10 protein-coding genes and 1 pseudogene are annotated in these 12,367 nt (G+C 62.0%); 8 read left to right on the forward strand and 3 right to left on the reverse strand.

Annotated elements, in window-relative coordinates:
- Positions 1-387: 387 nt before the first annotated feature.
- On the forward strand, positions 388-2,397 hold the full coding sequence (locus QCE49_RS31930; RefSeq protein WP_309806745.1) for a phage integrase family protein: 2,010 nt from the start codon (positions 388-390) through the stop codon (positions 2,395-2,397).
- 991 nt (positions 2,398-3,388) lie between these two features.
- Positions 3,389-3,664 (forward strand): hypothetical protein, encoded by a 276-nt coding sequence (locus QCE49_RS31935; RefSeq protein WP_309806746.1) that lies wholly within the window; start codon positions 3,389-3,391, stop codon positions 3,662-3,664.
- Positions 3,665-3,763: 99 nt separating this feature from the next.
- Here QCE49_RS31935 and QCE49_RS31940 read toward each other — a convergent pair whose 3' ends face one another.
- A complete protein-coding gene (locus tag QCE49_RS31940) occupies positions 3,764-3,985 on the reverse strand; it encodes a CsbD family protein (RefSeq protein WP_309806747.1) in 222 nt (73 codons plus the stop codon).
- 427 nt (positions 3,986-4,412) lie between these two features.
- Here QCE49_RS31940 and QCE49_RS31945 point away from each other — a divergent pair, with 427 nt between their 5' ends.
- The 6 genes and pseudogenes from QCE49_RS31945 to QCE49_RS31970 all read left to right on the forward strand — a co-directional run bounded on the left by QCE49_RS31945 (position 4,413) and on the right by QCE49_RS31970 (position 9,515).
- Positions 4,413-4,661: a hypothetical protein gene (locus QCE49_RS31945; RefSeq protein ID WP_309806748.1), complete on the forward strand. Its 249-nt coding sequence runs from the start codon at positions 4,413-4,415 to the stop codon at positions 4,659-4,661.
- 272 nt (positions 4,662-4,933) lie between these two features.
- Positions 4,934-5,272: a hypothetical protein gene (locus QCE49_RS31950; RefSeq protein WP_309806749.1), complete on the forward strand. Its 339-nt coding sequence runs from the start codon at positions 4,934-4,936 to the stop codon at positions 5,270-5,272.
- Positions 5,273-6,210: 938 nt separating this feature from the next.
- Entirely contained in the window at positions 6,211-6,789 is a 579-nt protein-coding gene (locus tag QCE49_RS31955) for a recombinase family protein (RefSeq protein WP_309806750.1), read from the forward strand.
- 483 nt (positions 6,790-7,272) lie between these two features.
- Positions 7,273-7,386 (forward strand): annotated as a pseudogene (locus QCE49_RS31960) (ribonuclease); the annotation flags it as partial.
- Between the two features lie 446 nt (positions 7,387-7,832).
- On the forward strand, positions 7,833-8,285 hold the full coding sequence (locus tag QCE49_RS31965; RefSeq protein WP_309806751.1) for a DUF892 family protein: 453 nt from the start codon (positions 7,833-7,835) through the stop codon (positions 8,283-8,285).
- Between the two features lie 597 nt (positions 8,286-8,882).
- Entirely contained in the window at positions 8,883-9,515 is a 633-nt protein-coding gene (locus QCE49_RS31970) for an SAM-dependent methyltransferase (protein ID WP_309806752.1), read from the forward strand.
- A 600-nt stretch (positions 9,516-10,115) separates the two neighbouring features.
- Here the strand turns inward: QCE49_RS31970 and QCE49_RS31975 are convergent.
- The gene (locus QCE49_RS31975) at positions 10,116-10,991 is read right to left on the reverse strand and encodes a manganese catalase family protein (protein WP_309806753.1); all 876 of its coding nucleotides are present in this window, start codon (positions 10,989-10,991) and stop codon (positions 10,116-10,118) included.
- A 253-nt stretch (positions 10,992-11,244) separates the two neighbouring features.
- Entirely contained in the window at positions 11,245-11,751 is a 507-nt protein-coding gene (locus tag QCE49_RS31980; RefSeq protein WP_309806754.1) for a ferritin-like domain-containing protein, read from the reverse strand.
- Between the last annotated feature and the right edge of the window lie 616 nt (positions 11,752-12,367).

Raw genomic sequence — 12,367 nt, forward strand, 5'->3', positions numbered from 1 at the left:
CACCGAGCGCATCCATTATGACGCCACCGCCCATAGTCAAATGGTCACCGAGACCGGCCGAGCATCACTTGCCGGCATCGGCCCGAGTGTGGGTGCGTTCGGTCCCGCTGCAGGCCGGCGCCATCGGTAGCCGGCCGGAATGCCATGCCGTGGTCCAACGGATTCCGTCGCATGCCGCCCGCGGGCCGAAGTATGCGCCGCTGTCCGTGCCACTTATCCTGCACCTGCGCGCACACGGCTACGGCGTAAAGTACCGGCGGCGACAAGAAGACAGACAAGACACGCTCCCGTATCGGCTCACTGTCGGCTCCCGCAAAGGCTTACCGCATCGAGCCACGCGTTGGAACGCGTTCGGATGCGCGGCTTCGTACGGGAGGGCGTATCGCCATGGCTAATCAACCGCAACAGCTGACCCTGCCGCCGCCGCGCACCTATACGCGCACCGACTTCACGGCGCTGCGGGCGTTTGTGCAGCGCTTGCCGGTCGCGACCATCGCGCGGCTGTACTACGACCCGGAACGTTCGCCGCATGCGGCCAGTGCCGACGCGATGGGACGGTTTTTGGGCACGATGCGCGATGACCTGGTCCATCTTGCCTTGTTGCATGGCTCGTCGGTGCTGGCCGATCACCTGAAGGCGTCGATCAAACAGCACGGCAGCGCGAAGCTCTCCGCGATGACCTTGCGCATGGTCGAACAGGCGTCGACGCTGGCGGCGGCCGTCCCACTCTTGACGCACCCGGTGCACCTGTGGTTTCGGCCGCTGATCGCGCAGCGCCTGAACGGGGAGGGCATCGCCACGCTCGGCGCGTTAATCGACTACTGCAATGCGCGCGGCGGCAGCTGGTGGCGCGCGGTGCCGCGCATCGGCGCGTTGCGCGCGCGGACGATCGTCGCGTGGCTGCGGCGGCATGAAACGACGCTCGGCATGAAAGTCGCCGACGACGTCGACACCGCGTCCTTGGTGCCAGCGCAGACGGCGGTAAAGGGCGAAGCGAAGAGTGAAGTGCAGGACGGCGGGCAGGGTGTCGATCGCGTCGTCGTGATCGGTGGCAATCCGAGCGAGCCGCGGCTGGCACCCTTCGAGCATCTCGCTGTGCCGGCGGAGTTATCCGGTGGAGAGGGGAACCACCGCGGGTTGAACCGCGCATCGGCATTTGCTTTCATTCGCGCCGAGCACGATCTCGCGGCGGTGCATGCCTATCTACACCGCTATCGAGATCGGCCCACGACCTTGCGCGCCTATACGCGCGAACTCGAGCGACTGATCTTGTGGAGCGTGGTGGTCCGACATCGAGCGCTGTCGTCGCTGACCGTCGAGGACTGCGAGGCGTACAAGGACTTTTTAAAGGCGCCGTTGACGTCTTTCACGGGACCCAAGCGACCTCGGACGAGCAACCGCTGGCGCCCGTTCGTCCCCGAGGGCCTATCGGTGGATAGTCAAGCGTATGCGGTGCGGGTGTTGCGCGCGGCCTTTGCGTGGTTGGTCGAGGTGCGCTACCTCGCGGGTAATCCGTGGAGCGCCGTGCACGAACCGGCAACCGTCACGCGTGAGTTGTCGGTACAAGTGCACCGGGCGCTGCCTGCAAAACTCTGGGCGCAGGTGCGCGCAGCGCTCGACGCGCGCTGCGACAGCTTGATTGGCGCAGCGCCTGACGCGGAGAACGAGGCGCGGCAGTGGCGCGCCGCACGCGCGGCCATTTTGCTGATGGGCGACTCCGGACTGCGGCGGGCGGAAGCCGCGCTCGCGCGTCGGGAGGACTTGCGCATTGCCGAGACATCCGACGAGCAGCGATCGGTGCATCGCAACGCGGCGGGTTCGACACCGCAACCGGCGCCGGGATCGACGCTGATGAGCGCGACTGAATCCGGCCGCGGCAAGTCGGCGATGTGGACGCTGAGCATCGTCGGCAAGCGCCGCAAGCAGCGCACCGTGCCGGTGAGTGGCGCGACCATCGCCGCGCTACGCGCGCATTGGGACGACCGTGACCGCGACTTCGACGCCCCGCGAGCACAGGGGCCGCTGATTGCACCGCAGTGGATTCCGGCCACGCGTGCCGCGCTCGAGCGGCACGACGCCGATGCGGATGACGCGCCCTATACCGTCGATGCACTGGGCCGCCTGGTTCGAACGGCTGTGCAACGCCTGAGTGCGCACACGGCCGCGCTGGCCGACTTCAGCACGGACGATCTGGTGCAACTGGCCAATACCTCGGCGCATGCTTTCCGACACACGTTCGGCACGCGTGCGGTCGCGCGCGAGATGCCCACCGATGTCGTGCAGGCGATTCTCGGCCACGCGTCGCTGCAGACGACGTCGATCTACGTGCGGGCGGAGCGGCGGCGCATGCTCGAGGCCGCAGCGCGCTACTACGCCGACGAGGAGGCCCAGCAGTGACCTCCGTGCGCATGCGCGACGGCTCGGGTGAGGGAGGGGTGCAAGGCGTGGCGCTTTGCAGCGGATGTCGTCGACAGACCCGGCTTCTTAACGGGTCATGAGCAACGCCAGGCGTCATCTGCTCGCCACAGGTGCGATGCGTGGCGCGATCGGGGCAGGCATCGGTAGATACCACAAGGCGCTCCGTGATCTCGACTGCGTGCCGCGCGCGACACAAAATGCGTGAGGGATGATCCCGCTCCTTCATCATGGCGACGGCGACCGTTTCCGAACAGTCGCACGAACGTGCTCCGGCAAGGGGGAGGGTCGATCGCTTCGCATGAAGCGCTGAAGCCGCTCCGTGGCGGCCGTCAGGTCGCGCAACCGGATGGTGGCAAGCTGCTGATCGTGCAATTGGAGGACGCGCTTGAGTTAGCGCGGCGGTCTGCGCATCGATGAGCCAGCGGCGCTCAGCTTCCACGCACGACAGCGCAGCGCTCAAGCCGAGCTCCGCGCGAGCGCTGTGCCGAGTGACTTGGCAGATACCCCCTACACTGTTATCCACAGATTCCGTTGAAAACCTTGTGTATAAGTGGTGCTGGTAACGCCTCTAAGTTGCTGGGGTCGTGAGCTTTGTGGCGCGGCTTCGTGTGACCGACTCGCGCCATCACTTCACCAACGGCCGTGTGATCGTCGGTTGATGAGCGGCCGGCGCGCCATGAGCCGCATTGGAGATCAGCTCGCCCAGACCATGTCTAACCTGGATTCGATCGCGGCAACATGACGAAAGGCTCACGGCGGCACTGATCGTCCCGCCATGCTGTTGTCACGACAAGCGCAGACAGCACAACATTGAACCTGTGGGCCCTACCTCCGTCCCTGGGCCTCCCGTCAAAAGAATGCCCGCTGAGAGCGGGCGAAGCACCACGGGGAATGGCAATCAACGACCAATTGCTGTACCGACGAGATAAATTGGACGGAGCCCTACAATACCCTTCGCGCAAGGGACATCATGAAAGCATTCTGCCCGGAAACGCTGGAACAGCTTGCCGACCGGTGGACCGTTTTAATGAACCAGCTAAACCGACATGGCGGCCCATATCCCGACCGGTTCTTTGTCGAAATCGCTGAATTCATCCAACACACCCGGCACCTCATCAACTCCGATCCGTTCGAGCACGAGGTGCTGCAGACGGCAAGCCGGCTCCTAGAAGCGGGCAATCTCAAAATGGCGCTGTTCCGGCTGCATGAAGTGATCGAGGCAAGGATAGAAGGCCGATTGTTCTGAGGACAAAAAGGCCGGCCGAAGCCGGCATGGAAACTCGCAGACCGATGAGGGTGCCACTTACCCAAGCCGTGGCTGAGTCGATCCATCCAACGTCTTTGCTCACGGCGCCGGTGCGGGCGCATCCTCATTGCGGTCAGCCGCACCATCAGCGGCGTCCTTCACGTCTTCCTTGAGATCGCCGACTTCTTTCCGGGTCTCGCCGGCGATTTGCTGGGCATCACCTTTCGCTTCCTGAGCCGGGTCGTTGGTCACTTTTCCGACGCCTTCATTGATCTTGCCTTTCACCTTTTCGCCTACACCCTTCACTTGGTCTTCGTTCATCGTGTTGTCCCTAAAAATGCCTCTCGGCGGTAGCCCACATATCGGTACGCAAGGAAGGTGCCGGCTTCATCGAGCCGGCTAGAATTGACGACAAGGGAGGTTGGAATGGCCGAAGCTGCGGAAATCAAGGTCGAACGCCAACCCGGCGGGTGGGATATGGATTGCCGACATGTTGGCGCCGGGTAGCGACGCCGCGAAGACTATTGGTCAATTACCTGAAGCTTTTGAAAACCAGGAGGCAGCGCTCGCCGATGCGGCAAGGCCATGCGTGCGCTTGGCGTGACGACGATCGACGACAGTGGAACCGCTTAGATCGGTATGCGCGTTGCCCAACCAACGAAAGCCGACGAACGCTTAACCTTACCGCCATGCAACCCGCCGGTGGTAGGGGATAAACAAAGCTCCGGCTTTTTAACCGAGACGAGCGATGCCACGCATCAGCAACAGGTCGCCCACCCCTCAAGAGAATGCCGGCGCGTCCAGTCTGAGTTCCGAAGAACTGCCCTTTCCCAAGCCACACATCTCGGTCCAAAGTCCGATGAAGGTCTCCCCGTTACGCGATCGAGGATTGGAGAGCCGGCAATCCCGGCTATTTGATATCGGAATGATCGGCGCACTCACCGCCGGCGTCGTCATCATAATGGCTGCGATCGCGGTCGCTATGCAACTGCTCTGAAAGGCTGTCATCGGCTGCGAAGCGGCCCTCATTCAGGATTTTGTCGCACGTCCAGTCGTACGCGCTGTCTTTGCGGTTTCGCCGTTCCCATCAAGCACGGCTACCGCTCGTTTCGCGGGCAGCGTCGTTCGAAGTCGCCCGTACGCCAACCGTCTGGACCCTGACCCGCGTCGGCAAACGGCGCAAGCAGCGGGCGCAAGCAGCGATGCCGGCGAGCGCCGCCGCTCTTGACGCGCTGCGCGCCCATTGGGCAGACCGCGATCGCGACTTCGATGTCCAGTCAACCGGCCTGCTTAGTTGCACGGAGTTGGATCCCCGCCACCGACACGGCGCAGAAGCGCCATGCCGCACAAGCTGACGGCGCCCCGTATACACCCGACGCATTGGGCCGGCTGGTGCGCATGGCCGTGCAGCGTCTGGTGCTCGACCTGCGATCGGACGCGGCAGCGCTTGCCGAAATCAGCACCGAAGCGCTGGTCCAACTGTTCAACACTTCGGCGCATGCGTTTCGCCGCACGTTCGGCATGCGCGCCGTCGCGCGCGAGATGCCGACCGACGTGGTTCAGGCCATCCTGGGTCATGCTCCCTCCAGAGAACCTCTATCTATGTGAAGGCCGAAAAGCGACGTATGCTGGAAGCATCCGCCCGATACTACGCGGACGTCGATCTCGGGCCGCTCGGGCACCGGTACATCGACGTTTTCTGTGGCTCGTCGGCGCTCGCATACGAAGGGGGACACCTTACGGATCGTCATGCCGAGTGCCGACCAAGGCGTCGTATTCACTGGGCTCAGCGGCAGCGATGGCCCGCATCATGGCATCCAGTCCCGTGCGGTTGGCCAGTTCTCGCGCGAGAACGCGAGCGGTGCGAACCGTGACACACGCGACACGAACGGTGTTCGCGCTGTCGATGCGGGAGCCGCCCGATCGCCGTCAGCTCGCCTAGCGCGCGACGCTTCGGCCAGGAAGTCCTGGTTAGCTGAGATCGCCGAAAAGGACGGGCGTTTATCAGGAGCGTTCATCTCGTTTCAGAGGAGCCAGTATCCAGATGCTGACGCCAGAAGGCGCTGACGACGCCGAAATCATCGTAAGGCCCGGCGCCCATGGAGGCTGGCAAGTCGAGGTGCCGACAGTGGGAGGCCTCTGCATTACGGTCGTCAAAAGCGAGCAAGAAGCGCTGGCATGCGCGCGTGCACTGCGCCCTCGCGCCGACGTCCGCATTCTTCCCGCGGCAGAGTCCGCTGACTCTTTGCACAGTGATCTCCGCCGCGACTGACCGTCAGACGAGCGCAACCGAAGCATGTCGCTCGCCGCATTGGCGTATGTCCGTTCCGGCGTGGAAGACAGTGAACACCGACGACCGAGCCGAGGTCACATGCCTCAGTGATGGCCCCTCTGCAGGCGCGGCGAAACGCACGGTTAGCAGCATTCGAGACGGACGCCAAGTTGTACGTCAGGCGTCTGACGGCAATCGAGCGTGTTAGATCGTTCGCGGGTGGCTGCGAGACAACCTGTCCGCCTACTTGTAATCCGCTATCGATAGCGCAGTTATGACCATCATCGCACTGATACGAGACGAAGATCGCCTGAGTCAGGCGAGCGCTGCACGAACGCTCATCTCGTTCGACTTGGAGGTCCTCGAAGAAGATATTTACATGGGCGACGCTTCCCCGACGAGACCTGCGTCTGAGCGGCCTGTGTTGCAAGAAGTGATCGGCAGGCTATGGCGGCACGATCTGCTGGTGGTTTTCGATCTCGTGGCACTGGGCAACAGCCCTACCGACGTTTTATCCACTTTACGGGAGATCAAGAACAAAGGCGCGTCAGTCGCTTGCATCTGCACGGCGACGGAGGGGTTTGCCGTGGTGGGGGACGATGTTCTCATCCCGACCCTCGGCCTGGTAGCGGAACTCGATAGCAAAGTCCGGCAAATGAGAGCGTGTGAAGCCGCTCAAATCATGAAGCAACACGGCGCAAGGATCGGCCGTCCCGCCAGCCTCGACGCGGAGAGCCGACGTCGCGTGCTGGATGCGCTCGCTGCGGGTAGAACCGTCGCCGAGGTGGCCAGAGCCATGAGCACATCGCGCCAGACCATTATGCGAATTCGCAGATCTCGGGACTCGGGCTAACGTGCTTACGGTCTCGGTCTTGTCGCTGATGGGTTCTCGCGCCTCAAGGGAAACGAATGTTGTCTCATTCCCCGCCGAGCGTACGGTGTTCGTATGCATGCCCTTCATCGCTTCTGTTAGAGGCCATCGAATCTCAGATAGCCGAACGCGAGGCGGAGCTCGTCAAGCTCAGCTTTCGGCTCGGTCGCGGTCCGCTTTCGTTAGACGATTTAACTGATCAAAAGCAAGAAAGTCATGCCGGTACTAGCCAGAGGCAGCCAGAGGCGCAAGCCGCGGCGCATTTTACCAGCCGCCCTCGCACTCGCGGCGCCAAGTCCGAACCTTGCGCTTGTTCGTGGCAGTAGTAGCGCGTCGGGGCATGCGGCCTTCTCGACCGCTCAAGTTGACGCGCTCCGCAACTCCGTCGCGCTGGCAGGCGTTTTCGATGCTTCGTGGGACGTTACGTTTCCCGGAGAAGACGTCCGTCGTGAGCCGTGTCAAAGGCTGGCCACCGCGTGCCTTAAACGCTTCAGCACCTATCGATGTGCGCCGATGGCCGCGGGCGTCGCGTTCTACTCGGCGTTTTCACTGGCACCGACACTCGTGACGGTGATAGCCGCGCAGGCCTCGTGCTTGGTTCACGGTCGCTTTGCAGTTGCTCTGAACGGCTGACTCCGCCGCGGTGCGACCGTCACTCCGGATTGCCGCCGGTGGCAGCGCGCGGAGTGCGTTTCTGACGGCTGTTTGCTGTTGCGTCTGATCGGTGAAGCGCGCACCGGGGGAGCTGAGTTTCCGCGATACGCACGCCGGCAGTAGACCATGCCTTGGATTCGAGAGCGGTGGAGAATTTCAAGCATGCTTTTTTGGCGTATCACTGCACAATCCGTCCGGCGTCGCCGACTTTCGACGACCACATTCGCGTCATCTCAATCGCCACGTCTCAAATGTGCCGGGCGCGATGCATACTGTCCGTATAGCATCTGCGGCGCGGCTCGTCCGGATGGTTGCCACGGCGCCCAGCACCTGACGGGCCATAGTGGAGCATTGAATGGCGGAGAATTCTCATGACTGATTTAAGGAGCGAGCTTCTGGATCTGCTTCAGAAAGCTTACGCATTAGCATCCGGGCAAGAAAAATGTCTCAGGCGAATTCAGGACGCTCTTGCAGTCGATCTTTTGCCGGCCAGCGCGATCGACACATTCTTGACTCAAACCATTGACGAGCAGCAGTCGCTCCGCGAGTGCCTGCGACGAATTTGCGATGATGCAGAAGCCTCGCGAACGGAAAATTCAGTTTTGGCGGATATGCGGTATGGGCGCGAGGCAAATCCAATGCAAGAGGTGCGTCGCGATTTGGTGGATGTTGGCGAGTTTATTCACGAAGGGGTCGACGTTTATCGCGCGATCGCCGCCGCTTCCGAGGCCAGCGGCTTCTTCGAAACGAAGCTCGTCTGCGAGCGCATCCTCTCGCAGAAAGGCTCCATGGCGTTGTGGTGGTCGGCGCATGCGCCTTCGTAGATGCCCGTTGCTTGCGCGCAAGAGGCAGCCAGTGAGCCGAGACAACGGCGTCAGCACATTGCGGGTGCAGCGGCGCGGATCGGAGTGTTGCCCGGGATCGCGCCGCATGAGACAGCGTTCGGCATGGGCGTCGCCCTCGGTCGCTAGTTTGCTTTGCTAGTTGGATGGTCCCTGTTTCGCGCGAGTCTCGCGCAATGAGTCCGGCTGCCAAGCTATCCCGCTGACATCGATTTCAGATAGCTCGTCAGCGCAGGCAGCTCGAGTGACGCGACCCTAGGCAGTGATTGTATTGTACTCATCGCGACGTAAGCCTGCGGACGAACATGCCCGCTTGCGCTTGCTTGGTCTGCGATCGCGGCTCATACTCGGCGGCATGCGGACGGAACTTCAAGGTGGACGCCGCCGAGCATACGAGTTCCACCGCGCGCATATTTTCAAGGGCGCGTAGGGTGAGGCACTCGAGCATGCGTGTAACAAGCCGCGGTGTCGCACACCGACCCCGAACGCCTCATGCCTATGAAGAATGGCTCGGTGAGTGCTTAGAAGACACAGCAACTGACAAGTGGCGTCGTCGGTTTTCGACTGGGACACAACAGTATGGGCCAGGGTAGGAACTTGCAACGCCGCTTCGATTCGCTATTTCAGCAACAGCCGGACCCGTGGAGTTATACGACGAGTTGGTACGAGCGCCGAAAGCGCGAAGTCACGCTTGCAGTTCTGCCTAAACAGCGATACGCATATGGGTTTGAGCCTGGCTGCGCGATCGGAGTGCTTACGCTTGGACTTGCTGGACGCTGCGAGCACCTTCTCAGCGGCGATGTATCGGCGGTCGCCGTGTCAATGGCGCGTGCTCGGACGGCTCATCTCAGCAATGTGCAGGTCGAACTGCTGGAAGTACCACAGCAATGGCCCGATGGCACATTCGACCTGATCGTGTTGAGTGAGTTTCTTTGCTTCGTCTGTGACGATGGGATTAGAGAGATCGCCAGCAAAGCAAAGGCACATCTTCGGCGAAGTGGAACTGTCGTAGCGTGCCACTGGCGTTATTCCATGGACCCCGACGAAGGTGAGCGATCTGGTGACCACGTGCACGGCGTCTTCGACAATGCTCTTCAGTTGCCTCGTACAGTTCGGCATGAGGAAGCAGACTTCCTGCTTGAAGTCTGGACGCACGACGGTCGGTCAGTGGCATCGCTTGACAACGTCTGCGTCTTATCGAGTCGGACTTGATTGGAACGTTGCAAAAAGTTGTCTCGCGAAACCGGCGCTTTCGCGCAGAACACACAAACGCTCCGTCACCAGCGATGCAGCGCGGCAGGGACCGAACCAGGCGGCCGGCAGCGCCTCCAGCGGGGCGAGCGGCCCGGGGGCGCCACACTTATGCAGAAACGCGAAAAACGATTGTCGCCGAACGGCGCTTCAGGCGCCGACACGACCGGAAAGACGACCGACTAGATAGCGTCAAGCAGCATGGCCGGTCGTGTTGCCTCACCGGATCATGTTACTCCCGGGTAGTTGTCATTCCGATGTTTTGCGATGAAGACTGGTGCCGCGTAGCGGTGCCAGACTTCATCGCGTCCGTGTCGCCGAGTATCTGGATGACCATTTCTCTGCACGGTTCGATCGCCATGCCTTCACCGGTGAACGGGGCGCGCGGCGCGTGTGCCCATTGCATATCGCCGGCTGCCTCTTATCCGTGTCCATGTTTGGTAGGAAGTTATGCGCTCTCGGGAGATGCTTGCTGCTACCGGTTCAGCCGGTGCGAGAAGCAGCCGGTTTCGCGCAGGTGCCGACGCTGTCGATAGTAGGTCGAAGCGTCGGCCTTGCGCGCTATACCTGATCTGCCTTGCCCGCACCGAGATCGGCACCGGTCGTCGGATCCGCCGACGGATCTGACGCAGTCCGCGATGCCATCGCCTGCAGCACCTGCACGTCCGCTTCGGTGACGCTGACGGTCGCGGTGCCGTCGCCGCCATCGACGGCTGGTTGCGGATCTTCGACGAACTGCCAGTCGCCGCCTTCGTTCCACGGCCCGCGCGCGTCATCGCCCTTCGACATGTTGAAATAGACGCTCGTGAACTCTGGCACTCCTGGCAGCTTGCCTTGCGGAAAATTCGGCTGGATCGAGTGCAGCGCCTTTTCGAACGACTTCTGATGCGCGATTTCGCGCGTCATCAAAAAGCCGAGCGCCTCCTTGATGCCAGCATCTTCCGTCACGTTGATAAGCCGCTCATAGACGATCTTGGCGCGCGCTTCGGCTGCGATGTTCGAGCGCAGATCGGCGGTGGGCTCGCCGATCGTGTCGATGTACGCGGCGGTCCACGGCACGCCGGCGGAGTTCGTCAGCGGCGAGCCCGCGCCGTACAGGACCTGCGTGACGTGCGAATCATTGCCGGCGCCGGTCAGCGAACGATACAACTCCGCTTCCTGCTCGACGGCTTCTGCAAGCTGACCCTTTGCGCCCTTGTTCAGCATCGCCACGATGGAACCGATGATCTCCAGATGGCTCAGTTCTTCCGTCGCGATATCGAACAGCAGATCCTTGCGACCCGGATCATCCTCGCTGACGGCTTGCGTGAAGTAGCGCATGGCGGCGGCGAGCTCGCCCTGCGGCCCGCCGAACTGCTCCAACATGAGATTGGCGAGACCCGGGTTCGGCGCGCCCACGCGCACGGTGTATTGCAGGCGTTTGTTATGGACGAACATTTGAACGACTCCTTTTGAGGGAGCGGAAGTACCTTCACGGACTCCGCGTGAATCGTCGAAGGGGGAATGTCTTGCTCGCAGCGGCCAAGAGGATCGCGGATGCGTCGCTTACGGTCGTGATGCTGCGGTCTCAGCGCGTCGGAATCGCGCTGGCGTGTGGCGGAAAACGCCGCGTTAGGATCAGGCCGCACGCACCGACCAGAACAGGAACGCAACACTTATGCCGCGCCAGGGAAGCGTAGCGATGCATCGCCTACTTCTTGGCTTCCTGCCCGCTCGCTGACCGATCGAGGTATTCGACGGAGATCGACGGAATGTGCTCGAGCAGCCACTGCGCCATGGCCTGTTCCTGCGGCAGGATGCGCTCGCACGCCACACGCGTCGCTTCATCGCCGCAACGCTTAGCCGCGGCGATCAGCGACGTGTACGAGGCGATCTCGAGATTCTCGAAGACGTAGCTCATGATCGCGCCTTTCACGACCTCGTCAGTCATCGTCATGCCGCCGACGGCTTGCGCGAAAGCCATCATCTTCGCGGCGAGATCCTTGACTGTCGATGTGGATCCGCCGAGCCGCTCGATGCATTCGGCCACGATTTTTTGCTGACCAAGCGTCTCCTTGAGATGCTGCTCGATGCGTGCCTTGAGTTGCGGGTAATGTTCGAGGCGTCCGGACTGCGCGCGCAACATCTGCTCGGCCTGTTGCTCCATGGCGTGCGCATCGCGCAGCCAGTCCAGAAGGTGTTCCTGAGGCTCAGTCATTTCATGCTCCTGTGTGCGTATATGTCGAAGGATTAGCGCAAAGCGATATATCTCGACACGCAGTTTCGACCCGCAATCGACATGCCACTTAACCGCCCGGGTCGGGCGCGTCTCACGCGGTCGGCAGAGCAGGAACCGATCCGCAAGAGTGGCGTGCCGCTGCGAGGATCCTGCGCCAGGGAGATGATGCTTCCTTCGAATGATCGGCGTCTGGGACTGCGTTTCGTCGCCGGCTTGAAGCCGGTTGAACGCGTCGGTGGACCTCGGGCATTGTCGACGCTACGCACGGGCGGCCGATTGACCCGCCTGTGACAACGGCCTCAGCGCGACGGCATCAGCGTTCCGACGACATGAGCGGCGGACAGCGCGTCGGCCGATGCGGTACGACCTCGCGCCGAAGGCGCAGTACACCATTGCACCCGCTCCCCGTTTCCGTGGTTGCCACTCCGACGCCAGGCTGCGCGGCACGTGCCATGCTGGATAACGTAACCCCAGCCGTAGAGGTGGTAGATGCAACACCCCGTCTATTTTGTCTTTGGCGAGCATTCGATGCGGGCCTACGTAGCGTGTTACCCGCGTCCCATCAATAACGTAACGCGTTGGTCGTCACGGTGGG

Source organism: Caballeronia sp. LZ008, assembly GCF_031451435.1.
In the GTDB taxonomy this organism is placed as follows: Bacteria; Pseudomonadota; Gammaproteobacteria; order Burkholderiales; family Burkholderiaceae; genus Caballeronia; species Caballeronia zhejiangensis.